Source organism: Chryseobacterium soli (assembly GCF_000737705.1).
Classification (GTDB): Bacteria; Bacteroidota; Bacteroidia; order Flavobacteriales; family Weeksellaceae; genus Chryseobacterium; species Chryseobacterium soli.
Genome location: NZ_JPRH01000017.1, coordinates 29,415 through 56,105, shown reverse-complemented (window position 1 = coordinate 56,105; position 26,691 = coordinate 29,415). Strand labels below are relative to the sequence as shown.

Genomic DNA, 26,691 nt, shown 5'->3' with positions numbered 1-26,691 from the left:
TTATTCAGGAGAGATGGCAGAGTGGTCGATTGCGATAGTCTTGAAAACTATTGACTGTAACAGGTCCGGGGGTTCGAATCCCTCTCTCTCCGCTTAGGGAGACGTTTATATTTAAACGTCTCCTTTTTTTACAGGTTTTGTGCATTGATTTACAATGCGTTATATTTGACTAAAATTATGTGAATAGGTGTTCGAGTTTTTCAGTATTTATCATCATAAAAAAACACAGGCCTTAAAATACCCCTATTCTTCATCATTTTGTGTTCGATATTCGTTTAACCATTCAATCTTGTAACTCATTAATATTTTTCAAAAAAGCTGCTAATATATATTGAAAATCCTGGATAATGTATATATTTCGGTGAAAGTGGTCCCTCCTATTCCGGGCCAAGTTCGACCATAGTTTTCGTTGAGGCAGATATCTGTTGATAAATAATTATTATCTAGTAATTTGAAAATGAATTTAGGTTAATATGAGATCATATACTCTAATCTACAGATGGTTTATGTCAAGCATTACGCTAAAAACATTTAGTCTAAAAAATCCTTACCAGCACTAGATCTATTAAAAGGAACCAAGTAAATAAAACAACCATTTCAGGACATGTCCTGAAATGGTTTGTTTCAACTTGTAAGGGATATTTTTTAAATACCTCTGGTAATTTTAGATGCTTCATCTACAACCGGAATGGCAACTATTTTTAAGTCTTTTAAAAATGGTAAATGAGCAACCACATCGATTTCTGGTGTCGCCATAAAGGCATTCATGTCTTCTTTCGTTTCCCATAAATAGAAACTAGAAAACTGATTGTCAAAATCTGCCATCCATACTTTTGAGATTAACCCTTTGGCTTTAGAAATGGTTTCTGCAAATGGATCTACGAATTGTTTGATATATTCTTCTTTAGAATCCAATTCGAGCTTGTAAGTGAAAATTTGTCCGTATTTCATAACTAATAATGTTTTATTACACTACAAAATTGGAGGAATTTACATGAATGAAAAATGAACTTTCACACTTTTATTTTGTGTGATTTATCACATTTTACTCAACCTGCTTAACATTTCTCTTGACACACCGATATAGGATGCGATCAAGTATTTTGGAATAGATTGAATTAGATTTGGGTATAGCCTGTTGAAATGGTTAAACCGTTCTACAGAAGTCAGATTGAGCATAGTCAGTATCCTTTCCTGTGATGCCACATAACCTGCATTTGATTTGACACGAAAAAAATGTTCCATTTTATGAAATTCGGCACTTAGCTTTTCCAGATCTTCATTACTAATATACAACAGTTCACAATCTGTGATACAATCGACGTTGATGGTTGCTTCTTTATTATTAAAGAATGCATTATAGTCTGTGATCCACCAGTCAGGCTGTGCAAATTGTATAATATGTTCTTTGTCACTTTTATCGACATAATAAGATTTTAAAATTCCACTTAGGACGAAATATTTATTGACTTTCTGCTGTCCAACTTGTATAAGAAACTGGTTTTTCTTCATTTTCTTATAATGGAAGTGTGCGATGATGTACTCAAATTCTTGATCTGAAAAGCTTACGATTTCTGCGATATGGTCTCTAAGTTTTGTCTTCATTATTTTACTTTCTGTCAAACTATTATATAGTTACTCAACCATAGCAACATTTAGTTTTACTGTCTGTGGAAAACATTATATTCTAACTACATTTAAAATTTCCATTGTGACTCTTACTGGATTTAGAGGTGACATTTAATCGATTTCGATTAAAATAAATCTGTGTAGTCAATTCGGTCAGGGACGCTTCACTTATTGATGCTATTACTATTAGCTTGTAAATATAATATTTTTCAAAGATATCACCTTTTAAAATATTCCTGATGTAATAATTGACTCAAGGTAAAACGACGCCTTTAAAAAAAATCCTAAAATATCAACCATTGTTGTTTGTAATTTTCGATCATTATCATAAGATTTTCAAGATACTTTTCGAGTATCATCACTATGAGTGAATCTGGAAATACTACTATATTTGCATAGTAATAAAGTTAAGCATAAACCGAGGCAAAATATGAAAAAGCAGGAAAAGGAGGCGATTTACGAATATCATTTACACGCTGATTCTCCAGGTAAAATGCAGTTTGAGGTCCAGTCTCTACAAGATGGTATTAAAGATCATCAGGAAGATATGTCCAAACCTCATATCCACAGTTTTTATCAGGTTATCTGGTTCAAGTCAGGTAATGGAAAACATTTTGTTGATTTCAACGAATACGATGTATCGGAAAATACGATCTTCTTTATTGCTAAAAACCAGGTTCATGCTTTTGATCATAATCCAGATTACCAAGGATTTGTTATCCATTTCTCTGAGGATTTTTTGGTTCAAAAGGAAAACGATGTTGATTTTTTCCTGAAGTGCAGCATGTTCAATAATCCCTATCAGATTCCTTCATGCTGTGTAGGAAGTGGAAATGAGTACAAATTGGATGAGTATATTGTCCAGATGCAGACTGAACTTAAAGAGCATGATAAATACGGTCAGGAAGAATTGCTTAGGCTTTATCTGAAAGCATTTTTGATTCAGGTTCAGCGCCGTAAATATGAACTTGAACAACTCAATAAGGGACTTGCGCCTTTTATTGTGGATGAGAAACGTACCCAGTTGATCCATTTTGTCAATCTGATCGAAGAAAACTATACCAAAGGACTTCCTGCATCTCAATATGCCGAAATGCTTTTTGTTTCCCTAAGAACGTTATCGAATCTTACACTGCAACTGCTCAATAAAAAACCATCTGAAATGATCCATGAAAGGATCGTATTGGAAGCAAAAAGACTATTGCTTCATTCAGAGCTCAATGTCAATCAGATTGCTGATAAAATAGGTTTTGAAGATTCATCTTATTTTATCAGATACTTTAAAAAATATACCGGTCAATCACCAACATCTTTCCGAAAATCCTTTCAATAGTTGGCCGGGCAGGAGATTCTATTGGGATATGGATATTGTAAAACACATCAGCCAGCATAGCCGGAACTTGATTGATGGACTGATGCATTCTTCCTTGGAGCAAAGAAAAAGTTTAACCATAGCCCTATTGGGCTTTTATAGTCAATTGCCCAACTTTAAGGATACCTTCATATCAACATAAAAAAACGGCAGCTAATCTCCGACATCCGCACTGGCCATCTTCAAAATTACGTAGATACTATTGAAATAAGTAATGCTGAAGCAGACGTGTATGCAGACAACTATGAAGAGCCGGAGCCAATCGAACTCTTGATCTTATATGCATTTGCTGGTATCACTTCTGATTTGAAATTCTCTGCACCTTTAGTTCCACTTTTAATTGGAATTATTGACACCTTGGACTATTATGAAAATTTTTCTGATCGTCCTGAGTTTTGGCACCAGTTGTTAGAGAAAGAAGTACAGTTTCAAAATGAAATCTTAATTCAGCTCCGCTCAGAGCAAACTTTTCACGCTTCGATCTATGAAAAAAGATATGAACATGTAGAGTTTACTCACCTATGATTTGATTTCTGAAAAGCTGAAATTGTGGTTCTTGGGGAATTTCAGTTAAGTCCTCAAGTAATTTGATTTGCCCCTGTTTCTTATCTACCTACCCCTAAATCTTTGATTATTTATATCTGAATAATAATTGCTGTTAAGGGAGAAGAACGATCATGATCAGGAATCTTTCAACAGTCAAAATTCATCTACTGTTAAGTCTTAGGTATTCGTTTTAAAAAAAGGTGGCATTCCATGTGCAGCAAAAACACGACCACCCAGCTTGATGTTGTCCTCTTATTATTAGTTCATTACAAAGTTGTCGCGTGGAAATTTGAGGGGGTAATCCGATCAATAAGTACCACTTGTTTTCAGTTTTGTCCATTTTCTAGATGCTTTCCAGCCGCTACCTTTGTAGTATAAAATTTAAAAACAGATGCGTACTGAGCTTCAAGACCGTATATGTTCTTCCTTACTTGTAGATTGTCGATAAAAAACTAAAATTTAATCTCAACAATTTCTAAATCAAAGAAGCATTACACTTATCAGTAGCTGTCATTCATATTAAAAAAAGGAGAATTATGATACCTATATCATTATTAGAATTAGCGTTCATTTCTGAAGATAGCAATGCTCGTTCTACATTCGGAAAAACTAAAGAATTGGCCCAATTGGTCGATAATTTAGGATATAAACGTCTGTGGTTGGCTGAACACCATAATATGGCTCATGTCGCCAGTACAGCAACTGCAGTTTTGATTGGACATCTTGCTGGCCACACGCAAAATATACGAGTTGGCTCGGGAGGTATCATGTTACCCAACCATTCGCCTCTGATTGTTGTTGAGCAATTTGGAACCTTAGCTCAGCTTTATCCCGATCGGATTGATCTGGGTTTGGGAAGAGCACCTAGAAGCGACATCCAAACAGCTTTAGCTATTCAAAAAGATTTTTATGAGCAATCTCAACGGTTTCCTCAAAATGTGGAAGCATTAGAAATGTATTTTTCTCATAAGAATCCCTACGCGAAGGTGCGTGCTTTTATAGCGGAAGATACACATGTTCCGATCTGGATATTAGGATCGAGTACAGAAAGTGCCGCGTTAGCGGCATCCAAGGGATTACCGTATGCTTTTGCGGGGCATTTTGCTCCAAGACAGATGTTGGAGGCCTTTGCACTGTATCGTCAGAATTTTAGAGCTTCTGATGTTTTGAAACAGCCTTACACGATAGCAGCTGTGAATGCTACAGCTGCAGAAACGGATCAGCAAGCAGAAATCTTATCCACCAGTCTGTATCAGATGTTTCAAAGTTTAGCACAAAACTCAGGGAAATTTTTACAACCTCCAGTGGACTCGTTAGCAGGGCTCTTGGACAGCATGTATGAGCAGGTGCGTTTACAAGTGAAGCAAATGACGGCCGGTTCTTTTGTTGGAAGTAAGGAGAAAATCAGTCATGACTTAAAGGCCTTTTTAGGACAGACAGGTGTGCACGAATTGATGATCCATTCGCCTATCTATGATCATCAGGAAAAATTAAAAAGTATGATGATCATGAAAGAGGTGATGGATGATTTAAATCGCTAAGTTTCCCTTTTTCTGTAATCAGGTAATGCTTGTTTAAGAGCATATTTAATGACTCACATGATCATTATAAAAAGAAATATTCTGCATTGCCTTAATACGATACAATACAATACAATACAATACAATACAATACAATACAATACAATACAACTGTTAATAATTTAAAAATATAAAACAATGGATTTAGCAAATAAAATAGAATCGGAACAATTGACCATGGTTAATTTTCATGCGACTTGGCGTCCTCCATGTGTGGCCATGAAACCAAATTTAGATGAAGTGGTTGCAGAATTTGATGATGTTATTCATTATGAACGTGTGGATATCGATAAATATCCAGATTTAGCAACCCTATTTGAAATCAGAAGTGTACCGACTACGATGCTTTTCAAAAAAGGAGAAATGAAATGGAGACATTCCGGTGTTGTGCCCTCTCATGAGCTTGGTCAGTTGGTAAAGGAGAACCTTTAATTCTATAAACTTGAACTTAACATGAAAAGATTACTGCACATTATCAGTTCGCCGAGAAAGGAAAAATCTAAATCAGGAGCCATCGCTCAGGAATTTATGGAACAGTATAAACTGTTGAATCCGGATGCTGTTATAGATGAATTGAATCTATGGGACTTAAGCATTCCTACTTTTGATGGGGACAAAGCTGCGGCCAAGATGACTTTCTTCGGTGAAGGCACGTTAAATGAGGAATTAAAAAGTTCATGGGATAAAGTTGTGGAAGTAACGGAACGTTTTTCCTCAGCAGATGAATACCTCATCACTGTTCCTATGTGGAATGGTGGTATTCCATGGGTATTGAAACACTATATCGATACCATCTCACAGCCGGGCTTGACTTTTGGCTTTGGAGCAGAAGGGTACTTTCCATTATTGAAAGATAAGAAGGCATGTGTTATTTATACTTCAGGCGTATATGGTGCAGGCGTACCGATTGAACTTGGATTAGATTTCCAGTCTACCTATTTAAACTGGTGGTTAGAACTTGTAGGTATTACTGAAGTTCATTCGGTTAAATTTTTAGGAAATCTAGTGAATCCGGATGCGGATAAAGAGTTTTCAAATGCGCTTAAATCAGCTCACGGTATTGCAAAAGAATTTTTTGCAGAGTAGTTCATTAATGCTGACTTGAGGAGTTTAGCTCTAATAAAAGATTTTGTGAAGAAGTCAAGTGAGCTATTTATCCTGTTGTTATCCGAAACTAAATTACGTCATTCAAAACAGCAAAATGCCTCTTGATAAGAAGAAAGTTTCCCATAATTTGGGGAACTTCCTTTTTTTATAAGTGTAAGGTAACTAATGATTTGATTTTTCAATTAAAGTGGGTTCGGATGGTCCGACCTATCTTTTCGCCAATATCTTTTTGAAATGAAATTTGACTATCTAAAGGGGTAAAATCGGATCAATAAGTGCTATTTGTTTTCAGTTTTGTCCATTTTCTTGAAGCTGTCTAGCCAGTACCTTTGTAGTACAAAATTTAAAACAATTGGTTATGTTAAACAATGTAAATTTAGAAGCATTAGGAAATTATGTAGAAGTAATTACTAACAAACCTGCTGAAGCAATTGCAGCATTAGGTGTAACAGCAACCTGGAAAGGTGGTGTGCATACTGAAATTACCACTCATAGTAAAAAGATAGGAAGAGCTTTCGTTGAAAAACAATTCAAATATCAGATCGGCGAGCCCGCAGAATTGTTGGGAGACAACCTGAATCCGAATCCTCAAGATTATATTTTAGGCGGTTTAGCTGGATGTATGATGGTGGGTTTTGTGGTAGGGGCTACCAGTAAAGGAATCAAGCTTGACAGTGTTAACTTAACTATTGTAGGTAATCTTGATCTCCGTGGGTTTTTAGAAGTTGATCCGAATGTTTCGGTTGGATTTGAAGAACTTCAATTCAATTTTGAAGTTAGCGGTAGCGGAACTGAAGAAGACTACGCAGCTATTGCGGAACATGTACGTAAAGTATCTCCGGGATACAGAACCATTGCAGAACCCGTAAAAATTAGTATCAATAAGAGCTTAAATGCTGTGATCTAATTTCGTGTATGACAACAGCGATGTTCCGAATCGAAATGTTGCTGTTGTTCTCCATTTTAAAATATCAGAAAAATGAATTTAGCTAACAAAATAGAATCTGATCAATTAACCATGATCAATTTTCACGCCTCTTGGTGTGGTCCATGTATCGCCATGAAACCGCATCTCGATCAAACCATAGCAAATTATGGCGAGGCGATTCATTATGAAAGGGTTGATATTGATCAGAACCCGGGTTTAGCAGAAATATTCGAGATTAGAGGAGTACCTACGACGATGCTGTTTAAAAAAGGCCAAATGAAATGGAGACATTCCGGTGTACTTTCATCTGAGCAACTTACTGAAATCGTGAATAAGAACCTCTAAATAACTTTAAAAATAACAAGACAATGAAAATACAGGTATGGTCGGACATCATGTGTCCTTTTTGCTACATAGCTAAGAAAAATTTTGAGCAAGCGTTAGCAGATTCTTCCTTCAAAGATCAAGTGGAAGTAGATTGGAAAAGTTTCCAGTTGGATCCTACTTTAAAAGAAAGCTCTGGAACTTTGAGTATCAGTGAGTATATGATGAATCGTAAAGGTTTTTCTAAAGCTCACCTTGATCAGTTTTTGAATCAATTAAAAGAAATGGGTAAAAATTCTGGAGTAACTTTTAATTACGATCAGGTCATTGTTGCTGATACTTTTCCTGCTCATAAGTTATTGCATTTGGCAAAAGAACATGGTAAAGCTGATGATATGGAAGAAGCTTTATTTGAAGCTCATTTTGTCAACGGAAAAAACATTGCGGATGTTAAATTTTTGGCCTCCCTTGCTGAGGAACTTGGCTTAGATCAATCCAAAGCCCGAAAAGTATTAGCTGAAGATGAGTACAACTATGAAGTGAAACAGGATATCATGGAGGCACAAAATCTAGGAATAACTGGTGTACCCTATTACCTTCTTGATGGTAAATATGCCGTTTCAGGAGCACAACCTGTGGAACTTTTTGCTAAGGCCCTTGCACAAACCTACCAGGAAAGCATTGTCGATCTGTCTGAAGAATCTGGAGATAATATGTGTGGAATTGATGGATGTAGCATCTAATTTCAACATATAAGTCATTTCGTATTCACAATATAAAAAATTAAATAAAATGTCACAAATAATAGCAACTACCTATGAAGGTAAATATCATTCAAGCACAAAATCACCATTAAGCACTGATCCAATCCAAGTCGATTTAAAATTTGGTCCTATTGATCTTCTTATGGGTTCATATGCAAGCTGTATGCTTGGAACAGTAGATTTTTATGCCAGAAAAAAAGATTTTGAGGTCAATGGATCAAGAAGTGAACTTTCTTATGACATGTCAGCAGAAGGCGGACAAGTCGGAACGATCCATGTGAAGATGTTCTTTGACAAAGCATATACTGCAGAACAAAAAGAAGTCATCGAGCATTCGGCAAAAAACTTATGTCACGTAGGAAACAGCCTTAATCCTTCAATCGTCAAAAACTACGAATTCTTTTACGAGGCAAAATAAAAAGAGTAAATCTTTTACTAATCTGAACGTTAGAAAAGATTTATTTACAACTGAATGTTATGCGGTCACCATTAGAGATCGGAGCAGATGTAGCGTAGGTGGTGTCCGCATCAACATTCTAAATCAATACATATTAATAATAAAAATTTAACAACATGTCACAAGTAATAGCAAGTACCTACGAAGGTAAATATAACTCAAGTACAAAATCAACATCGAATGCTGATCCGATTAAAGTAGATCTGAAATTTGGTTCTATCGATCTTCTTATGGGGTCATATGCAAGCTGTATGTTAGCTACAGTTGATTTTTACGCCAGAAAAAAAGATTTTGAAGTAAACTGTTCAAGAAGTGAGCTGTCTTATAAAATGTCAGTAGAAGGAGGACAAGTAGGAACGATCAACGTGAAGTTGTTCTTTGATAAAGACTATACAGCAGAACAAAAGGAATTGATTGAAAATTCAGCAAAGAATTTATGTCACGTTGGCAACAGTCTTAATCCTGCTATTGTAAAAAATTATGAATTTACTTACGGTGCTTAATCCGAAGGTAAGATCACATCAAAATTAATTTTAATTATTTCCAAGACGGAAATAACATAACGAATATAAATAATATAGAAAAATGGAACAAGCATTAATCGTAGGTGGTTCAACTGGAATAGGTAAATCCACAGCAGAATTATTAATTGGAAGAGGAGTTGAAGTAGCACTAGTAGGAAGAAGTGTTGAAAGCTTGAATAAAGCTAAAGCAGAATTGGAAGCAAAAGGTGGTATAGTCAAGATTTACTCGGTAGATCTTTCCGATATGGATGCTGTCGTTGATTTCAATAGTAACCTAAAAAATGAATTGCCAAATTTGAAGTATTTGGTTAATGGGGCAGGACATTATAATCCAATTTCATTTTTTGATCATACGGAGAAAGACTATGATAGCTTTCAAACGTATACCAAAGCTTTCTTTTTTATTACACAAGCAGCGGCTTTAATTATGAAAGAAAATAAAGGTGGATCTATTGTTAATATTGGTGCGGCATTGATGCATCATGCGCTTAAAGCAGGACCAGCATCAGCCTATATGGTTGGAAAAGCTGGATTGGTAGCACTTACGAAACAATTGGCTATTGAATTAGCTGAATTTAACATCCGCGTAAATTCTGTCAACCCAGGATTTGTGGTTACCCCGATCTTCAAGACCTTTATGCCAGAAGATAAAATTGCTGAAAATCTATCTGCATTTGATGCATACCATCCATTAGGAGGTGTTGGTCAACCGGAAGATGTTGCCAAAACCATCGACTTTTTACTTTCAGACCAAACAAGCTGGGTTACCGGAGCAACTTGGACTGTTGACGGTGGATTACTAGCAGGACAAAACTAAATTTCAATCCATTTCATATAAAACATGGGTGTACATGTATATCCATGTTCTTAATTAAGTAAATCAGGCACTTTTCTTTCATAGCTTAAATACGCTGATTTCATAAAATGTATGGTTTATATAGTATCAACGTTTTAAGAGCATTGTTTTATTTGAAATAAGATCAAAAAGATTGTGAAAATGAGTATTTAAGGTGGAGTATAGGATTTATCTAAACATCTTTGAACTGAAGAAGGCATCAAGGCACCTGGGTTACCTCCAATAATAGTTATTATTATATTTTTCAACATAGTCTTTTATATGAATCCCATAAGGTTTTCGATAATTTAGATTGAATTTACATCAGATCAATAATTCAAAAAAATCATCAAGTAGTGATACTGATAAAAATATAGTTTATAGTATCTTTGAAATTTATATATTTAATTGCAACTAGTTTTTTAGCTATTTAATTCCATTTAGAAATAATAGAAATGGTATAAGGAGTTCGACAGGCCTCCCGCCCATCCGCTTAAGGAGACGTTAATATTTAAACGTCTCCTTTTTTTATAGGATTTATACACTGATTTACAATGTGTTATGTTTGCGTAAAATTATATGAACAGGTGTTCGAGTTTTTCAATATTTACTATAATAAAAAAACATTAGCCTTAAAATACCCCTATTCATCATCATTATGTGTTCGATATTCGTTTAACCATTTCATAAATATCATTAACATCCTTCAAAGAAGCTACTAGTATATATTGAAAATTCAGGATAATGTGTATATTTCGGTGAAGGTGGCCCATCCTATTGCGGGCCAAATTGGCTATTAATCTGTCTGTGGAGTGGAGAATGCTATATAAGGATGCTCAAATATAAATAAACCTTACCAATCTCTTTTCCACTCTCTATGAATCTTAATTTCTAAATCACTAAACTTGATACAATAGAGTAGAAGAAAATGCTGGCGAAATTAATGGCAGTTTTTAAAGCATAAAAAGCTGGTTCCATTTGCATCTTAAAGACATAAAAAAATGACGTTTATTGTTATTTGTGGTTATTAAGCAGCTATTTATTACAATTACAGCCGTGTTTTTGTCTGTATGTTACTTAGTTCAATAAAAAATCTTCTACCAGTTTTAAATACCTTTCGGTTTCTTCATATATTGGGGCGTGTCCTGAAAATTGTAATTCCGTAAATGTTGCATTTGGAATTAATGTTGTGATTTCCTTTCCATCTTTTGGAGGATTTAAACCATCATACTTTCCACTTATTACAAGCGTGGGAGCTGTTATGTTTGGTAAACCCTTCCTGAAGTCAAAATTTGTTAAGGCATTGTTGGCGGCTGCAAATTGTTCAGGTGTTAAATCTGTTTCAAAAACATCAAGGTGTTCAAATCCAAAAATAAGAAATCGTAGTCTTTTATTAGTAAAAAACAAAACCGCTCAATTTTGAGCGGTTTAAAAATTATTATTTATTCTTCCTCATAGACACTTAAATACAAGGGCTTTTCTTCTGCTAAACATTCTTTTATAATTTCATGGAGACGTAACAAATCTCGTATTGCTTTATCATTATCATTATCATTAATATCAATTGGGCGAATATCAAGCTCAATCGTTTCCTCTTTATAAGTTATGGTATCTGTCCCTTCTTTAATAGGAATATGAACCCTTAATGATAACCAATATTCGATTTGCTCTTCTAGGGCCTCATTAAAAGCTAGTATTTCTTCTTTAGTAAGAGGTGAATCTTTGTAGCCTATGATTTCTAAACGATTAGGAATAGACTTACGAATTATTTGCAGATAATCTTCATCAGAGTACATATATTTTGTTCCATGTACATATCTGTTCGCTTTATTTGCAATAAAATCAAAATGGTCTTGACTATGCTTCATTGCATTACTAAATATAATTTTCATTTTATTTTTTTTAAAAATTAATTTGTAAAACTAAAAACGGCTCCTAAGAGCCGAAATATTAATTATTGTCATCTGTAATACTTAAATAGATAGGCTTATCGTCATTCAGACAAGAGTCAATGATTTCTATTAAGTTATACAATTTCCAAATCAAATGATCGCTATCGTTATGACCAGTAGGACGGGGATCTATTTCTATTTCTTCTCCAGAAAAATTAATAACATAAACGCCTTCTCCTTTTTTATAAGGCTCTCTTTGTTTTAAAAGTTCTGTTACTTTGTTTTCCAAAATAGATTTCATCTCTTCAGATTCATTCTTTGATAAGGGTTCATCTTTGAACTTTTCTTTTCCTATTCTTGAAAGTACACTTTTAGGAATCATAAAAACATTCTCCATTCCAAACGCGGAGTATTTATTTTTAAAATTTTTAGTGAAATCTTCAAACGATTGATTAAATCTAATAGCATTTGAAATTAATATCATTTCCATATTTTAATTTTTTAAAAAATTAACAATTACTTCGTTTTCTTTAACTGTATTTTTAGGTGTGTCATATCTTACCTTCCCAAATCCTTTTGCTTTCATTTTAGATCCTGTAAAAGTTTCTAAAGCCGCTTTATCATATGGCATTCCTTTCTCCACAGCTTCTCAGAATTTGGTTAAATTAATAGATTGTCCGCCATAATCAGTATAAATATCAGCCTTTATCCAAACACTTACCGTTCCATCTACTTTACCATACTTTTTTAGCATTTAAAAAATATTTTAATAAAACTTCAGAAATTAATGATGCAAAAACAAAAGGCTGCAAAAGCAGCCTTTAATTAATTATCATCTTTGGAAATGCTGAGATATACAGGTTTATCTTCTTGTAAACATTCTTCACAGATTTTGTAAGCTCTAAAAAAATCGTTTATCCAGTTATCTTGGTCATTTTTTCCAAATGGTGAACCATTTAAGCCTATTATTTGTCCTAAAAAGTTAATCTTAGTTCTTACATTAGGTTCTGGTTCTCGAGTAGATAAGAGTTCTTTAATTTTATTCTCAAGAATTATTTTTAATTTTTCTGTTTCTTCTCGACTTAAAGGGTCATCTTTAAAGGGTACTTTTGATAGTTTTTCTTTAAATAAATCTAACGCCAAACCTTCTGCAAAAGCAAAATTTTTCCAAGAAGAACCTCTATAATTATCATTTTTTGTCCATTCATCTATTGTTTTATCGCTTTTAGTAGTGTTATGTATATTAATTTGCATAAGTAATTATTTTAAAAAGTTAAGTTCTACGTAATTTCTAGTTATTTTTTCATCGTCCAAAATTCTTACTTTAGTGAAACTAAACTTTTTGGCTTGCTTTCCGGCAAAGGTTGAAAAAGCAGCTTGTTCTATGCTCATTCCAGCATCTCTTGCTTTCCAGAATTGATCCAAGTTTATGGATTGTCCTCCATAATCAGTATAAATATCTGCCTTTATCCATGCACTTACAGTTCCATCTACTTTGCCATACTTTTTAGCATTTAAGAAATATTTTAATCCATCCTCATAGATGATCTGTCCCAATGCAGCATATTTGTTTGTAACTTCCTTCGGAATATTAAGATCACCATATAGCAAATGTTCTCCTTCTTCTATTGGCAAACCTCTTAACCTATATTTATCATCCAAAAGTTTAATCATACTTTTAATATCAATTTCTTTACCTCTAAATATCAATTTATAATAAAGTTCATTTTTATTAGGTGATCTAACAAGCTGTCCTATATTGTTACCTAATTCATCAAACAAATTCAATGACATTTTCACCCCTTTTACTGGTGCTTTTCCTAAAAGTGAAGCATCTTCTACAGAAACAACCCTTCTTCGGTTAAAGATATCTTCTAAATATTTCCCAACTTCTTCTGAACTATAACTTACCTTTTTTAAGTCCATTAAAACTTTTTGATAAGCTTTGTCATAACGGCTTCCTTGGGCTACAATCTCACTGTTGTACACCAATCCAAACTTTCTATTTGAACTTACTGCGCCTATTACATCCGGATTAATACCCTTGTTCATGCTTTCCATAATAGATGCTGTATCCAGTTCCATGAAGAATGCACCATTCTGCACTAAAGCATCACATTCTGAAGTTTTTGAAAAGAACCCTGCGCTTGGGATTACCCATTCTGATGGTTGAAACATCCGAAGATCTTTCCTCTGGAAAACTCCGCTGTTCAAATCCAAAAATACGGAAATTGCCATTGCCCGCAAACCCTGTCTTACATTTTCTGCAGTCTGAGGTAATCTAAGTAAGCTTAAACAGCCTCGATAAAACCCAACTACGAGCTGTGGTGCTGCTATAATGACCCCTCCGGTATTATAAATTAGATCCCATTGTCTGAGGAATTCTTCACCACCTTCTAATTTAGCAATTTCTTCCCTCAATGTCTGTATAGTTAAGTCAGGTAATACTAAACTGAGGTCTGCCGCCGCTGCCAATAATACATATGGATTTCCTGAGAGAGCCAGCGTTCCAATTCCTAAAACCACTCCTACCATATCCGCTACAATACGAATGGTATCATTGATATCTTCCCAGTTTTCCGCATCAGCCAATGCTTTTACATAGATAGCAGGAACCATCATTACAACAGTACCTTCTTCATGTCCAGTTTCTTCATTTTTGACTCCGGATTTGTTTTCATCCATGAAATAGACCATTTCGAGCGGGAAATATTGTTTCCCTTCCTCTAAATCTTGTGTTGCCAGCTCTACTGCATTTGGATCTCCTTCTTTAGGAATAACTTTAGCAGTTTGAAGTACTTCTTTCTGCTGTTGCAGGAAAAAACTTTTTTCATCCGATTGTCCAAAACCAAGAATAGGCCCCGAAAGTTCCATAACATTGGTACTTACTTTAAAATTTTTTCCTATTCTGAAAGTGGGAGATCCCACTGTTGGACGATTGGGAGAAAACAGACAATATTCCATCAGAATAGTGGCAAAGATGATACGGTTGGATTTCATTTCTCCGTTCATCTCACTTACCCCGTCTAAATTGAAATAAATTCTGTTACAAAGCTCAGGGTTATCCTTAAATTTATCAAGCAAAAAAAGATGATCTGAAAAGGCTTTCAATATATTTACCAATGCGCAACTCCCATCTGACCATCCACTGAATATTCCGGTATCATCCAGCTTTGTTAAGGCGAGCAAATGTCCTAATATCGTTTCATTGGCAAGAGCCATTCCTTTAATTACAAATTCAGGGGTATTGGTGTAGAGAAATTTCAGTTCTTCAGCGCTTTTGGCTTTAAGAAAGTGCACTTTAAAAACTTCGATAAAATAGTTTTTATACTCCACATAGTTTTCAAAGTCATCATAACCAACATACATGACCAGATTCCTAAATTCTTCATAGGAAAAGGTTTCAAGTATAATGGCTTTTTTTCTTCTCAATTCCTCTTTGTCTGCTTCTCTATGATAAAAATATTTAAGTTTACAGGACATTTCTTCATTGGCAGCATCAATATCAAAATCTATTTCACATTGCTTTTGTGATAAATCTACCAGTTCAACATTTTTATTAAGGTAGGTTTTGAGTTTTATTGGGTTATTTTTTTCATCTTTTATATTTTTTTCTTCAGCAATTCCATCGTAATCGGTAATATTATAATCCAAACGAAAACGTCTTTGAAAATCATTACCATATCTTAGTTTATTACAGAGCAGCTGTTTTCTTATATAATCATCAGTACGCCAGTCCTGACTTATGAGTTCTTTAATCTCCAGAGTTTCCATTGTGTTTTTCTTTTTTTGTTAAACAGTCCAGCTCATTAACCGGAAAAAGTTCTTTGGTGATCTTATTTTGGCAAAATTGTTTTATCTGGTTTTCACCCAACACCAAAAGATCCAAATGATAGTTTTTATCTACCAGAACATGGGCATTTTTTAGCTTACATCTTGCCTGCACGACAATATCCCAGTCTTTTCCTTCCAGCTCATTCCATTTTTCGAAGGGAATTCTGCCTCTGCTTCCGAAAACCATTATCTTTTCCACGGCAGTTATCTCACTAATCTTGTCTTTAAGACTCGTTAGGATATAAGGCAGCACTTTATCGTGCTGCCAAATAGCTTCAGGTTTTACCTTGCTCATCTTTTAAATTATAAATCTTTAGATTATAGATTATACCAGGAATTTGCTTAATGATACTTTGTTCAGGTACTCGGTTTCAGGAATAATCTGTCCGTTTTTGTCCAGGATTCTTTCTCTTCCATACTTATTGAATTCCGGAGTAGTAATTTTTAGCGTTGAAGCATCCAAATCAACCGAAAATTTTAATGTATCATGTCCATCGTCATTACCCGGTTTTATAAAAGTGAAAGTTTTAATCTTGCTTATATTGATTCTGAAAGTAATACCTTCATCTCCTAAAATATAAGCTTCGACTCCCTCAATAGAGGAAATTTCTTCTGCTAATATTTTGTGGATTTTAACTATAGAATCATTTGGCAACCATGATGCATCTCTATCAATGATAATTGTATTGTCCAAGCACTTATAAATTCTGGGGAAAGCATGGTCAAAATCTACTTGTCCAATGGTAGTATAGGCATTATCTAAATCACTAAAACTAATCTCCATCCATTTATCGGAAGACTGACCAATCTGATTGTTGTTTAGTTCAAAATTGCTTCCACACATTTCTCCCAGACTATCATCGAATTTCACTCCCGGTTCACAATTACAAGGCAAAGCCTTTTCTACTTTCAAGCCAATAGAATCAGCCTGAAGAATAGTAAGCGAAGTCGGGATCTTTTCTCTCCATGGTTCGCCTTCTTTTGTAGCTTTCGGGGAACGCATTTCATCAACAATCGACAAGAATAATTCATCATCGATCACAGGGACTTCTCCGCCATTCCAGATTTGTCCTGTAGAAAGGAAATGCCTTACCGCTTCTTCAAATCCCGGTCTTACCGTAACAATAACTCTTGCCATACCGGACTGCATAAATGCTCTGAAGATCGGATCATTATCATCAAACTGATATAGATCTGACCATGATTTTCTTTCTCCCCAGTAATAAGAATAAAAATTATAGCTCATGATCTCCCATTCAAATGCCTGTTCCATGAATTTTATGAACGCTGAATACTGGTCCAGTTCATGATTTACTAAAATATCTGCATTTGTAAATGTTTCGGTCGAAGAATTATCATTGGTATAATATTTCTTTTTACCGAAAGTCAATAATGCGTTTGGATTCTGATTCAGCATATAAGAAATACAGTTTCTTCTCAGAATTGTATTTTCTATCTTTCTGTAGAAACCAGGGTTTGTGCCCTTAATCTGAACACCTACTGCTTTTGCATCTGCTAAAGCGGCTTCATATTTGGTCAATTCCACTTCATAGGCTTCTATGATCTTATTGAAAGCTTTCTGCAACCATCCGTTTTTGTATTCTTCCTGCAAAACACATTTAATATTAATCGTGGCATGGAAATAATGGGCATTTGTTGTGGCGATAGTAATTGGAACTTCTCTTACGAATTGCAAGAATGCATTTGCAGCGTTATTTCCCCCTACAAGTAAACTTGCCCCATTACCCCATCCGTTATAACCAGGGAAAGCATCACTGCGGCTCACAACATAAGATTCAGTAATATAATGTTCAGGAATTGCAATTAAATCTGATTTTGAAGAAGCCTGTTTCGATTCTGTAGAAGAATAATCAATTGATTTTCCTACATAAACTATAGACTCTAATTTTTCATCGACTTCCACATTATAATGTCCTAACCAGTATTTCAGCTTTGTCGAATCTGTCAGAGCGCTCCAGTCTTTGATCTGCATGCCAGGAACTTCTCTTGGATCAATGGGCTTTACTAATTGGTTTTCGGCATTATTGCTTACTTTCATTCCCAATGAATGTAATTTGGCAGGTTCAGGAACCATGAATTCAAACATCATACGTTTCCCGTAGTTAAAAATCTGGTTTTTTACCACCTTATCCACCCAACGGTAAACGCCTACAACATGACTGCTTCCCTTTGTATTATCAAAGCCATGTTTGTTGTTTTCTTCATATTCTTCAAGAATTTTATCAATACGTTCTTCCTTTACTTTAGTAATGATTCTGTCTAAGGCTCTTGCAGTAACATCTTTGGCTTCAGTAAGAGCCTGTCTGTTGCTTTCCTCTCTGGAGTTATGAGTCGCATAGTTGGCAGCCGTATTCAGCATAAATTTTGGTGAAACGCCGCTTCCTGATCCCCATGATGCGCTAAATCCTGCCTGTGCTGCAAAATCTTTGGATTCCTGAAGGATTCTGGAAACTTCACTTTGCATTTCGTTTCTCTCGGTAGAAGTAGTATCTGTAAGCTTTTCCTTTTCAGACTCTGTAGATTTTGTAACCTGAGATTCACTGCGTTTTAATCTTCGGGTAGCTCTTTCTTTGTACTCCCTTGCCATAATGTTTTCGATATGTGCAACATCTCCTTCCACGTAGCAATATGTACTTTGTTCTACTTTTCGATAATCAGCAATTCCAATATTTTTCATTCCAAATCCTGAAGGAATAAATATATCATTCGGATTAGTCGGTATTTCGGGATCGGTTGGATCAGTGGGGTCTGTCGGATTATCTGTACCTCTGTTTTTTAATGTAAATGTTCCTGGTCCTTCAAATTTGTAGGTATTATTTCCTGTCCAATTTAATGTAGCCTGCATGATATATACAAGCCCATTATTAAGAGTAACTTCCCCTTCCAATAATAAAACTTCTATTTTTTCAAGATTTTCTTTTGGAATAACCTCCGCACCACTAAATAGGGTAGTTACATTGGGAGCATCGTAGGTATATGCCATAGAAGCACTGGCGATAACCTGTTGATTATAAGCTTTAATTTGGTAATTCCCACTTACAATATGTTTTGGATCATTAATATCTGTTACAATAAGCATGGTATGAGCATACCAGCTCAGATACATAGTTCTTGCAAAAAAAGGAATAACCTCAACATTACCTACTGAGTTAGTAACAGGAACAACCACTCCTCCTACTGTTGTTGATACCTGTTGATTTAAAACAGTATTGTTCAGAACTGTTTGTTCTAACATTTGATTGCTTTTCGCAATAGCTTCCGAAATCTCTGCAAATGTAGAAATTCCTGTTAATGCTGTGGCAGAATCTGAGGCACCTACTACTCTGTATAAAGCGAGAATATTTTTCTGATCTAGGTTTTTCAATAGATCTTCTCTCTGGATTTCCGGGCGAAATTCGAAGGTAAATTTCGGGACTTCAGGAACCGGAATATATTTTAAATTAGAAAGTCCTTCTTTGTTTTCTGTCGCAAGAAACATTTGTTTCTGATGTTCCTGCTCATTAACAAGACTTTGATACTCTGCCTGTATAGGTCTTACCCCTTCTACATATCTGTTGTAAGTATTTTTATAAGCTTCTTCATATTCTTTGTAGTATGATTTTTCCAATTTTTCCATTGCAGATGACAACTCTCGGTTCGCTTTGAGATTAATGGTAGCTTCTGCAAAATTCATGTCTGTATTATCATAAGGTATGATTTGAGAATTTTCTTTTCTTTTGGAAACACTTCCATTTGCAGAAGTGGGATGATTTACTTTGAAAAGTTCTTTCGGAAGAACTACTTTTGCTTTTACAACGTCTTCATACTGATCTTCATCAGAGCCATTATAATTCAATAGAATATGATTAAGATGCAAAAACTGCATTAAAGTTTCCTTTGCATAAAAATCTTTTTGTGTCACTACCTGGTAGATTAAGTTATCCCAAATTTTAGAATCAATTAAAATATCCTGATGCTGAAGGGTTTTGTAATCGTTGATTTTTTTGTCAAATTCTGCTTTTGTAGCCTTAGCTTTATTCCTTGCTACCCAAACGGCCAGTTCATAGAACGCGGGATCTTGTTCTTTTAGAGAGGTCTCTGTTTTTATAATCAAGTTGGTAGGCGTCTCACAGACTCTTTGCAAGGATTCACCCAACTCAACTCTTTTATCAATCAGCCCTTTTTGGGTATCATAGTCTCTAAAGATGAATCTTCTTTCTTTGTTTTTAGGATCGGATAATTCAGCATTTCGCATTGTAGCAAACCTGAATAGTGTTTGTGAGCTATTATTTTGATTAATCGCTTCCATTTTTTGTGTAAATTTGTTTGGTTTTTTTAGGTTAAGATTTGAAGGCTCTATTTATGAGAGTGACTTCAGATTTTAGCCTTATTTTTTTACGTGGTGTCAGGCAAAAGATATCCACCCTAAAATCTAATCTCGACTTTCATTATATTGTGTTTGTTACTCTATAATGCAAAGATCAATGCCGGAAGCGACAGAAGTTGACGTATTAAAAACAGAGATTATATTTTTATGGATTTTAATTTAATGCACTGATGATTAGAGTTAAAAATAGGTAATGATTGTGATGAAATATTACAGAAAGTATACAACGTTTAATTGCCCAAAGCTGACGTATTAAAGTAAAAATTGATAGACTAGAAGAAAATAAGGAAGGAGTTTTAAATGATATTCTTTAACATACAGATGGGGGTATAATGTGCCCCTAAATAAGGACAACTGATTAAAATGTATCTTTAAACAGTTGAACAATGAAAAGAGAAAGAAGAAAATTTAGTGCAGCATTTAAGACGAAAGTGGCTTTAGAAGCCATTAGATAGCGTGATACGATGCAACCCCTTGCCTCCAAATACGAGGTCTATCCTAACCAGATATCGATTTGGAAAAAGGAATTTTGAGACGGTGCAGAAGCGATCTTCTCAGGAGAGCTTCCTTCCAAAAAAGAAGATGAAGACAAAGAGAAGGAGCGTTTGTATGGAAAATCGGGCAACTTCAAATAGAAGTTGATTTCTTAAAAAAGGTCTTGTGCAAATGAGCCGCTTGGAACGTCGTTTCCAGGCATCAGTTGAATGTAAGTCCCTGAGTTCGTCAATGTAATTTGCTTGATATCCATCGTTCAGCTATCTACTTCAAATCCAGGCAGGAAAAATGGCTGAATATGGAGCTCATAAATGTGATCGATCGAAAGTTCACCGACTGTCCGTTCTATGATGTTCGGCGTATAACCAGAGTTTTTACTTGAAGACTTGGGGTCTGTTGTCAACCACAAACGTATAGAAAGGCTCTACAAGAAAATGGGACTGCAAACCATCTGTCCAAAAAAGGATCTCTCTAAGCGGAACAAGGCGTATCCTGTTTATCCCTATCTGCTCAAGGATTTGGTTATTGATCGCCCCAACAGGTGTGGGAGACAGATATTACGTATATCCCTTTATTCCGTGGATTGATGTATATGGTAGCCATCATAGATGTATATAGCAGGCGCGTGATGAGTTGGAGTATATTGAACACGATGAATGTGGAGTGGTGTAAAGAAGTATATCAGGACGCCATCGGGATGCATGATAAACCCGAAATTCTGAATTCTGATCAGCGCTCGCATTTTACTTCACCTGTTTTTACACAATTCTCCATTGATAAACAGATCAAAATTTCAATGGATGGCAAAGGAAAAGCTTCGGATAACATTTACATTGAACGTTTTTGGAGAAGTATCGAGTACGAATATGATTATTTAGGCGACTATATACAATTTTACACCATTATCATTCTGACGAAGGAAGAATCCCATGATAGCTTAGATGCTTCATTTCACTACGTTACATTCAGAATGACAGAGTCATAATAATAAGAGAGTAGGGTTAATGTAAAATTGTATATAATTACCTTGATCTATTATCAGAAGGATTGAATGACTTTAAAAAGCAGATGCTGATGGTATACGTACAGAAATATCTAAAGTAAAAATATAGACTAGGTAGTTTTCATTGATAATAGCAATCCTATTCTGGAATACGCACTATATAATCTGTTACAGAAAATTGATGGAACATCTTGCTCAAACTAATTGTTTGAAATAAGGCTCTTTTTTCCATTCATCAAGAAAATAAACTGTTTGGTCATATTTATTATTAGTTTTTTAAGTGTAGAATTACTTTTGAGCTACATAAAGAATTTACTATGCGTAGATATGATCTGGATAACCTAAGGGTTATCGCTTTTGGTTTGCTAATCTTTTATCATGTAGGAATGGTATTCGTACCATGGCCCAACCATATAAAGGACGTTAAAACCTACGAAGGATTTGTTTTTCCGATGCTTTTCCTAAATCAATGGAGACTTTCCATTCTATTCGTAATTTCAGGTATGGGAACATATTTTGCGATGTCACGAAGAAGTGCACGCCAATTGGCCAAAGAACGTATGAAGAGACTGCTAATACCGCTACTTTTCGGAATGGCATTTATTGTCCCTCCTCAGGTATATTTCGAATGGCTCGACAAAGGGATTTTTGAAGGGAATTATCTGGAATTTTATTTAGATAAATCATTTTGGAGGCCGTATCCTGAAGGAGGAGCTATTTCCTGGCATCATCTATGGTTCATACTTTATCTTCTTATATTTTCTTTGATAATGATCCCTGGTTTTCAATATTTAAGAAAAAATCCTGAAGTGTTGCTTATCAGAAAACTACAATCGTTAAGCAGAAAAACTTTTGGTCTATATGTGTTCATCATACCATTTTTTATTTATGAACAATATCTTGCTCCGATTTTCCCATCCACCCATGCGCTAATCGGAGACTGGTATAACCTAATCAATTACGGAACTTTTTTTATTTTCGGATTCCTGCTTATTTCTCTCAAGGACGTATTCTGGCATACGGTAACGAATAACAGAAAGCTGTACCTGTCGTTTGGTTTTATAGCATTTCCCCTTTTGATGGTCTTATGGTTTGCCACTGATGATTTCCATGGAAAGTCCTATATCTCCTCTTTTGTAAAAGTATTTAATCTCTGGTCCTGGATTCTGACCATATTTGGATATGGATCTGCCTATCTCAACAAGTCCGGTAAATTTCTCAAATATGCCAATGAATCCGTATATCCACTTTATATTTTACACCAGACGGTCATTGTGGTTCTATGTTATTATTTGAAGCACACGGGATGGGACCTTGCAATAAAATTTTTATTAATGGTTCTCGGCACATTCGGATTCAGTTTGATTATCTACGAATTCGGGATCAGGCGTTATAAATGGGTCAGGCCTTTATTTGGGTTGAAAACATAAATTTTCATATTTTGTAATTTTACGTTTAATTAAATACTTTTCTAATAAATGAAAATATCACTGCGCCGTATATATCCCTTTTTTCTCGGGCTTATTTTGTTCAATACGTTGCGTGCAATCACAGACCTCACCAAACATGAGGTCTTTTGGTCAGGCAGTATAACACTACATTTGATAGGTATTAGTTTTACAATCTCACTCTGCTATTTTTATGATTTCCTATGGCGAAGGCAGGTCAACAGTTTTGCTTTCCCAGAGGGTCATCAATCAATAATAAAAGAATATTTGCAGATACTTTTACAGTTATCCGGCATCAATTTATTCCTTTTAATCGGACAATGTGCAGGAATATTCTATATGGGGAGCGGCTGGATTGATTATATGCTGATCAACGTATGTTTTATACCGTTTCTTCTGATCTATTATACGCTGATAAGAAATGAAAAGGTAAGCAGAAATTACAGAAGCAAAATATTGATTATGGAGAAACTAAAGTCGGACAAATCTGAGTCAGAGCTCAAATTTTTAAAATCACAGTACCATCCTCATTTTTTATTCAATGCTTTAAACACTATTTATTTCCAGATCGATGACAATAATATTGAAGCCAAGCGGAGCATAGAATTATTATCTGATCTATTGCGGTACCAACTTTACGATATAGAGAAGGAAGTAACCTTTGAACAGGAGATCAATTATCTGCAGGCATACATAGCTTTTCAAAAGATAAGAATGAGCAGCAAACTTTTATTGAATGCGTATTTTGATCCTCAATTGAAAGAGCAAAAAATACATCCCATGATCTTTCAGCCGATTATAGAAAATTCATTTAAATATGCCGGAGGAGAATATAAAATAAAGATAGAGCTTAGAATGGAGGATAATAAGATCATATTTTATGTTGAAAATACAACATCTTCAATTTGGCAAAACGAAGAAAACACCAATGCGGGAATAGGCCTGGATAACTTAAAAAAACGTCTTGATCTTTTATACCCTGGTAAGTATAACTTTTACACAGAACATATCAGCAATCTATTTATTGCAAAACTGGAAATTAATATAGAGTAGTATGGAAATAAAATGTGTTATCACAGATGATGAACCTCTAGCTAGAAAAGGATTGAAGGGCTATATTGAAAAAATTGGATTTCTATCTTTGGTTGGTGAGTGTGAAGATGCCTTACAACTCAGTGCCGAACTGAAAAACCAATCTGTAGATCTTATTTTTCTGGATATTGAGATGCCGGACATGACTGGATTGGAATTATTGAATACCATTGAAAATTCGCCCAAGGTCATAATCGTCTCTGCTTATGAGCAATATGCACTTAAAGGCTATGAATTTAATGTAGTAGACTACCTTCTGAAACCCGTATCCTTCGAGAGGTTTTTTAAATCGGTCAATAAGGTTTATGAGATTTTTCAAAGAGAACAAAAAGCCGATAAGAGGGAATATCTTTTTGTAAAAAGTGGAAAACAGTTAAAAAAGATACAAATTAAAGATCTACTTTTCATAGAAAGTATGGAGAACTATGTGATTATTCATACATTAAATTCTAAAGAGATTGTGAATACGACACTTAAAAAAATGATGGAAAGGCTGCCAGAGGATATTTTCCTACAGGTTCACCGCTGCTATATTGTTAATTTAAATCATGTCATTGCTATTGATGGAAATATTCTTAAAGTTGATTCTCATCAAATACCGGTAGCGAGAAGTTTTAGAGATACCCTTATTAATCGTATTGTTTAAATTATACCACAAAGTGAGGTTCATTAATTCTAATGCTAACTCATTTACACTACAGAAACTTAAAAGGCGATATACTTAAAATACGACCTTATTCGGTGATCTTAACAAGAATTTATTTTGAGACAGGTTTATTATATGATAATCCAAGCGCATTTTTGATAGATTATACTCTGTTGTTAAATTAAAATTTTTGATACATAGAAGTATATCATTACAAAAAAAGGTTTTGATGATTTCCTTGATTTTTGGCATTGACTTTACTGAGCATAATAAACTTATGCTACATCCGAAGTATGGCATCATGTAGTGAATTTGTATAATCAATCCTTCAAAAGAAACATTCGAAAAAAATCCTGAAAAATCATTTACAGCTTTCATATAATAAAGTTTCAAGAAAAATAATTGAGCAATTACAGATCTTAACAAAATAAGCGTTGATTGGTAAGTAAATAATCGGTGACTTGTAGGTTGAAACACATTTGTTTATTTTTGATCATGAAAAACATCCTCCTGCTTCCATTTTTGTTCATCACTACGTTTGTCTTTGCGCAGTCAGATAATAGTATTGTAAAGCTAAGCAACCCGTCAGAAGTAAATTCATCTAAAGGCTATTCCCAACTTGCAGAAGTTAATTTGGGTACAGGCAAAATGCTCATCCTTTCAGGCCAGGTGGCGTTTGATGTTAAAGGCAATCTGGTAGGTGCAGGCGATATTGGCAAACAAACCGAACAGGTTTTCATCAACATAAAAAATATAGTGGAAAGTGCTGGGGGTAGTATGGATAATGTGATTAAGCTAAACTATTTTATGAAAGATGTGAACCAGATAGGTGCAGTAAGACAAGTGAGGGATAAATACATTAATACCAAAATACCACCAACCAGTACGCTGGTAGAAGTGAGTAAACTTTTCAGAGACGATGTACTGATTGAAGTTGAGGCTACAGCGATAATTCCTTCTACAGAATAATTATCACTGATTAATTGTTTTCGGCTTCGGGTATTGACAAGTATACTGCAAGTATATCGATACTTTCAGTCACATCAAAATCGATTGGATCGTCAGTAGTGAATGGTTTGGTGTAAGATCCCGAGCATTTGGTAAGTATATTCAATATTCCGGCTAAATCGATCCCATTTAATGAATAGTATATTTTCTGAAGGTCTTTTTTTGTTACTTTTTAAAGTTGTAATAATTTTTTTCCATTCAGATCGGTTAAAGTCCTTTGCTGAAAAATCTTCTCTGAAGATTCCTTTGACAACAATTTGATTCTGCTCACAATATTTCAACAGTCTATCTTCCTGTTCTGGGAGAGAATAGCCATTTCTCATCTGTTCATCAGTACTCACTCTGACATAAATACGCTGATTTCATAAAATGTATGGTTTATGTAGTATCAACGTTTTATGAGCATTGTTTTATTTGAAATAAGATCAAAAAGATTGTGAAAATGAGTATTTAAGGTGGAGAGTGGGGGAATTGTTCCTAACTTAAAATCCCACTTTAAAGTATTGTATCGAGGGGTAGAGATTGGTGACTCACCGAATCACTCACCAATCTTAATATCTTTTATAGCTGCAAATGCTGTATAATAAATTTAGGTATAAATGTTTTAAAACAAAAATCTTCTCCAACATGATAGGTCGCAGAAATTTTATGCTCAGAAAGTTTGTCTTTTGGACATAATTCATTAAAAACTAATAGAGTGTTTTCCTAAAAAAAATTAACTTTAATCATTATGGGAAGACCCAAAAAAACAATCCCCGAAAATTTTATCAAGGATGTACGTCGCAGTACCCGAAGAATCTTCACTGCAGAATAGAAATTT

General features: G+C 34.7%; 27 protein-coding genes and 1 tRNA gene. 17 read left to right on the top strand and 11 right to left on the bottom strand.

The features are described from left to right. The first annotated feature begins 7 nt into the window (after positions 1 to 7). Positions 8 to 92 (top strand) — tRNA-Ser (locus tag IW15_RS21535). A 553-nt stretch (positions 93 to 645) separates the two neighbouring features. Here the strand turns inward: IW15_RS21535 and IW15_RS21530 are convergent. Together IW15_RS21530 and IW15_RS21525 are read right to left on the bottom strand one after the other, a co-directional pair. Then, positions 646 to 951 (bottom strand): YdhR family protein, encoded by a 306-nt coding sequence (locus IW15_RS21530; protein ID WP_034715622.1) that lies wholly within the window; start codon positions 949 to 951, stop codon positions 646 to 648. 87 nt (positions 952 to 1,038) lie between these two features. Beyond that, positions 1,039 to 1,605 (bottom strand): Crp/Fnr family transcriptional regulator, encoded by a 567-nt coding sequence (locus IW15_RS21525; RefSeq protein WP_034715620.1) that lies wholly within the window; start codon positions 1,603 to 1,605, stop codon positions 1,039 to 1,041. A 454-nt stretch (positions 1,606 to 2,059) separates the two neighbouring features. Here IW15_RS21525 and IW15_RS21520 point away from each other — a divergent pair, with 454 nt between their 5' ends. The 10 genes from IW15_RS21520 to IW15_RS21470 all read left to right on the top strand — a co-directional run bounded on the left by IW15_RS21520 (position 2,060) and on the right by IW15_RS21470 (position 10,048). Continuing rightward, positions 2,060 to 2,962 carry a helix-turn-helix domain-containing protein gene (locus IW15_RS21520; protein ID WP_034715619.1) on the top strand — a complete coding sequence of 301 codons (903 nt, stop codon included), beginning with the start codon at positions 2,060 to 2,062 and terminating at the stop codon, positions 2,960 to 2,962. 1,121 nt (positions 2,963 to 4,083) lie between these two features. After that, positions 4,084 to 5,088 carry an LLM class flavin-dependent oxidoreductase gene (locus IW15_RS21510; RefSeq protein WP_034715618.1) on the top strand — a complete coding sequence of 335 codons (1,005 nt, stop codon included), beginning with the start codon at positions 4,084 to 4,086 and terminating at the stop codon, positions 5,086 to 5,088. A 177-nt stretch (positions 5,089 to 5,265) separates the two neighbouring features. Continuing rightward, positions 5,266 to 5,559 (top strand): thioredoxin family protein, encoded by a 294-nt coding sequence (locus tag IW15_RS21505; RefSeq protein WP_034715616.1) that lies wholly within the window; start codon positions 5,266 to 5,268, stop codon positions 5,557 to 5,559. A gap of 21 nt (positions 5,560 to 5,580) precedes the next feature. Then, the gene (locus tag IW15_RS21500) at positions 5,581 to 6,213 is read left to right on the top strand and encodes an FMN-dependent NADH-azoreductase (protein WP_034715615.1); all 633 of its coding nucleotides are present in this window, start codon (positions 5,581 to 5,583) and stop codon (positions 6,211 to 6,213) included. A 379-nt stretch (positions 6,214 to 6,592) separates the two neighbouring features. After that, positions 6,593 to 7,141, top strand: a complete 549-nt coding sequence (locus IW15_RS21495) for an OsmC family protein (protein ID WP_034715614.1) — start codon at positions 6,593 to 6,595, stop codon at positions 7,139 to 7,141. 72 nt (positions 7,142 to 7,213) lie between these two features. Next, positions 7,214 to 7,507 carry a thioredoxin family protein gene (locus IW15_RS21490; RefSeq protein WP_034715613.1) on the top strand — a complete coding sequence of 98 codons (294 nt, stop codon included), beginning with the start codon at positions 7,214 to 7,216 and terminating at the stop codon, positions 7,505 to 7,507. A 23-nt stretch (positions 7,508 to 7,530) separates the two neighbouring features. Further along, positions 7,531 to 8,229 carry a DsbA family oxidoreductase gene (locus tag IW15_RS21485; RefSeq protein WP_034715611.1) on the top strand — a complete coding sequence of 233 codons (699 nt, stop codon included), beginning with the start codon at positions 7,531 to 7,533 and terminating at the stop codon, positions 8,227 to 8,229. A 49-nt stretch (positions 8,230 to 8,278) separates the two neighbouring features. Beyond that, positions 8,279 to 8,668: an OsmC family protein gene (locus IW15_RS21480; RefSeq protein WP_034715608.1), complete on the top strand. Its 390-nt coding sequence runs from the start codon at positions 8,279 to 8,281 to the stop codon at positions 8,666 to 8,668. A 155-nt stretch (positions 8,669 to 8,823) separates the two neighbouring features. Then, on the top strand, positions 8,824 to 9,210 hold the full coding sequence (locus tag IW15_RS21475; RefSeq protein WP_034715604.1) for an OsmC family protein: 387 nt from the start codon (positions 8,824 to 8,826) through the stop codon (positions 9,208 to 9,210). Between the two features lie 82 nt (positions 9,211 to 9,292). Then, the gene (locus IW15_RS21470; protein WP_034715602.1) at positions 9,293 to 10,048 is read left to right on the top strand and encodes an SDR family NAD(P)-dependent oxidoreductase; all 756 of its coding nucleotides are present in this window, start codon (positions 9,293 to 9,295) and stop codon (positions 10,046 to 10,048) included. Positions 10,049 to 11,143: 1,095 nt separating this feature from the next. Here the strand turns inward: IW15_RS21470 and IW15_RS21465 are convergent. The 8 genes from IW15_RS21465 to IW15_RS22555 all read right to left on the bottom strand — a co-directional run bounded on the left by IW15_RS21465 (position 11,144) and on the right by IW15_RS22555 (position 20,101). Then, positions 11,144 to 11,473 (bottom strand): alpha/beta fold hydrolase, encoded by a 330-nt coding sequence (locus tag IW15_RS21465; RefSeq protein ID WP_051882296.1) that lies wholly within the window; start codon positions 11,471 to 11,473, stop codon positions 11,144 to 11,146. Between the two features lie 35 nt (positions 11,474 to 11,508). Next, positions 11,509 to 11,958, bottom strand: a complete 450-nt coding sequence (locus IW15_RS21460) for a hypothetical protein (protein ID WP_034715601.1) — start codon at positions 11,956 to 11,958, stop codon at positions 11,509 to 11,511. A gap of 58 nt (positions 11,959 to 12,016) precedes the next feature. Beyond that, entirely contained in the window at positions 12,017 to 12,448 is a 432-nt protein-coding gene (locus tag IW15_RS21455) for a hypothetical protein (RefSeq protein WP_034715600.1), read from the bottom strand. Positions 12,449 to 12,451: 3 nt separating this feature from the next. Next, entirely contained in the window at positions 12,452 to 12,601 is a 150-nt protein-coding gene (locus IW15_RS22920) for a hypothetical protein (protein WP_165585238.1), read from the bottom strand. Positions 12,602 to 12,783: 182 nt separating this feature from the next. Next, positions 12,784 to 13,212 carry a hypothetical protein gene (locus IW15_RS21450; protein WP_034715599.1) on the bottom strand — a complete coding sequence of 143 codons (429 nt, stop codon included), beginning with the start codon at positions 13,210 to 13,212 and terminating at the stop codon, positions 12,784 to 12,786. Between the two features lie 6 nt (positions 13,213 to 13,218). Next, positions 13,219 to 15,732, bottom strand: coding sequence for a hypothetical protein (locus IW15_RS21445; RefSeq protein ID WP_034715598.1), 2,514 nt, complete (start codon positions 15,730 to 15,732; stop codon positions 13,219 to 13,221). Next, entirely contained in the window at positions 15,713 to 16,087 is a 375-nt protein-coding gene (locus tag IW15_RS21440; protein WP_034715596.1) for a hypothetical protein, read from the bottom strand. The genes IW15_RS21445 and IW15_RS21440 overlap by 20 nt, the downstream gene beginning before the upstream one ends. Positions 16,088 to 16,117: 30 nt before the next feature. Continuing rightward, positions 16,118 to 20,101, bottom strand: a complete 3,984-nt coding sequence (locus tag IW15_RS22555) for a hypothetical protein (protein ID WP_131368617.1) — start codon at positions 20,099 to 20,101, stop codon at positions 16,118 to 16,120. A gap of 959 nt (positions 20,102 to 21,060) precedes the next feature. Here IW15_RS22555 and IW15_RS23240 point away from each other — a divergent pair. The 6 genes from IW15_RS23240 to IW15_RS21410 all read left to right on the top strand — a co-directional run bounded on the left by IW15_RS23240 (position 21,061) and on the right by IW15_RS21410 (position 25,832). After that, on the top strand, positions 21,061 to 21,261 hold the full coding sequence (locus IW15_RS23240; protein WP_084681543.1) for an IS3 family transposase: 201 nt from the start codon (positions 21,061 to 21,063) through the stop codon (positions 21,259 to 21,261). Continuing rightward, positions 21,216 to 21,659 carry a DDE-type integrase/transposase/recombinase gene (locus IW15_RS22415; protein ID WP_084681541.1) on the top strand — a complete coding sequence of 148 codons (444 nt, stop codon included), beginning with the start codon at positions 21,216 to 21,218 and terminating at the stop codon, positions 21,657 to 21,659. The genes IW15_RS23240 and IW15_RS22415 overlap by 46 nt, the downstream gene beginning before the upstream one ends. A 335-nt stretch (positions 21,660 to 21,994) precedes the next feature. Continuing rightward, positions 21,995 to 23,107 carry an acyltransferase family protein gene (locus tag IW15_RS21425; RefSeq protein ID WP_034715595.1) on the top strand — a complete coding sequence of 371 codons (1,113 nt, stop codon included), beginning with the start codon at positions 21,995 to 21,997 and terminating at the stop codon, positions 23,105 to 23,107. Between the two features lie 285 nt (positions 23,108 to 23,392). Beyond that, positions 23,393 to 24,178, top strand: a complete 786-nt coding sequence (locus IW15_RS21420) for a sensor histidine kinase (RefSeq protein WP_228384416.1) — start codon at positions 23,393 to 23,395, stop codon at positions 24,176 to 24,178. Between the two features lies 1 nt (position 24,179). After that, a complete protein-coding gene (locus IW15_RS21415; protein ID WP_034715591.1) occupies positions 24,180 to 24,863 on the top strand; it encodes a LytR/AlgR family response regulator transcription factor in 684 nt (227 codons plus the stop codon). Between the two features lie 495 nt (positions 24,864 to 25,358). After that, entirely contained in the window at positions 25,359 to 25,832 is a 474-nt protein-coding gene (locus IW15_RS21410) for a RidA family protein (protein ID WP_051882292.1), read from the top strand. Positions 25,833 to 25,924: 92 nt separating this feature from the next. Here the strand turns inward: IW15_RS21410 and IW15_RS21405 are convergent, their stop codons facing one another. Further along, positions 25,925 to 26,194 (bottom strand): recombinase family protein, encoded by a 270-nt coding sequence (locus IW15_RS21405; RefSeq protein ID WP_262483684.1) that lies wholly within the window; start codon positions 26,192 to 26,194, stop codon positions 25,925 to 25,927. Positions 26,195 to 26,691 lie beyond the last annotated feature (497 nt).

Coding starts and splice junctions, on each gene's coding strand:
- IW15_RS21530 (WP_034715622.1), bottom strand. CDS start 951: ATGAAATACGGACAAATTTTCACTTACAAGCTCGAATTGGATTCTAAA.
- IW15_RS21525 (WP_034715620.1), bottom strand. CDS start 1,605: ATGAAGACAAAACTTAGAGACCATATCGCAGAAATCGTAAGCTTTTCA.
- IW15_RS21520 (WP_034715619.1), top strand. CDS start 2,060: ATGAAAAAGCAGGAAAAGGAGGCGATTTACGAATATCATTTACACGCT.
- IW15_RS21510 (WP_034715618.1), top strand. CDS start 4,084: ATGATACCTATATCATTATTAGAATTAGCGTTCATTTCTGAAGATAGC.
- IW15_RS21505 (WP_034715616.1), top strand. CDS start 5,266: ATGGATTTAGCAAATAAAATAGAATCGGAACAATTGACCATGGTTAAT.
- IW15_RS21500 (WP_034715615.1), top strand. CDS start 5,581: ATGAAAAGATTACTGCACATTATCAGTTCGCCGAGAAAGGAAAAATCT.
- IW15_RS21495 (WP_034715614.1), top strand. CDS start 6,593: ATGTTAAACAATGTAAATTTAGAAGCATTAGGAAATTATGTAGAAGTA.
- IW15_RS21490 (WP_034715613.1), top strand. CDS start 7,214: ATGAATTTAGCTAACAAAATAGAATCTGATCAATTAACCATGATCAAT.
- IW15_RS21485 (WP_034715611.1), top strand. CDS start 7,531: ATGAAAATACAGGTATGGTCGGACATCATGTGTCCTTTTTGCTACATA.
- IW15_RS21480 (WP_034715608.1), top strand. CDS start 8,279: ATGTCACAAATAATAGCAACTACCTATGAAGGTAAATATCATTCAAGC.
- IW15_RS21475 (WP_034715604.1), top strand. CDS start 8,824: ATGTCACAAGTAATAGCAAGTACCTACGAAGGTAAATATAACTCAAGT.
- IW15_RS21470 (WP_034715602.1), top strand. CDS start 9,293: ATGGAACAAGCATTAATCGTAGGTGGTTCAACTGGAATAGGTAAATCC.
- IW15_RS21460 (WP_034715601.1), bottom strand. CDS start 11,958: ATGAAAATTATATTTAGTAATGCAATGAAGCATAGTCAAGACCATTTT.
- IW15_RS21455 (WP_034715600.1), bottom strand. CDS start 12,448: ATGGAAATGATATTAATTTCAAATGCTATTAGATTTAATCAATCGTTT.
- IW15_RS21450 (WP_034715599.1), bottom strand. CDS start 13,212: ATGCAAATTAATATACATAACACTACTAAAAGCGATAAAACAATAGAT.
- IW15_RS21445 (WP_034715598.1), bottom strand. CDS start 15,732: ATGGAAACTCTGGAGATTAAAGAACTCATAAGTCAGGACTGGCGTACT.
- IW15_RS21440 (WP_034715596.1), bottom strand. CDS start 16,087: ATGAGCAAGGTAAAACCTGAAGCTATTTGGCAGCACGATAAAGTGCTG.
- IW15_RS22555 (WP_131368617.1), bottom strand. CDS start 20,101: ATGGAAGCGATTAATCAAAATAATAGCTCACAAACACTATTCAGGTTT.
- IW15_RS21425 (WP_034715595.1), top strand. CDS start 21,995: ATGCGTAGATATGATCTGGATAACCTAAGGGTTATCGCTTTTGGTTTG.
- IW15_RS21415 (WP_034715591.1), top strand. CDS start 24,180: ATGGAAATAAAATGTGTTATCACAGATGATGAACCTCTAGCTAGAAAA.
- IW15_RS21410 (WP_051882292.1), top strand. CDS start 25,359: ATGAAAAACATCCTCCTGCTTCCATTTTTGTTCATCACTACGTTTGTC.
- IW15_RS21405 (WP_262483684.1), bottom strand. CDS start 26,194: ATGAGAAATGGCTATTCTCTCCCAGAACAGGAAGATAGACTGTTGAAA.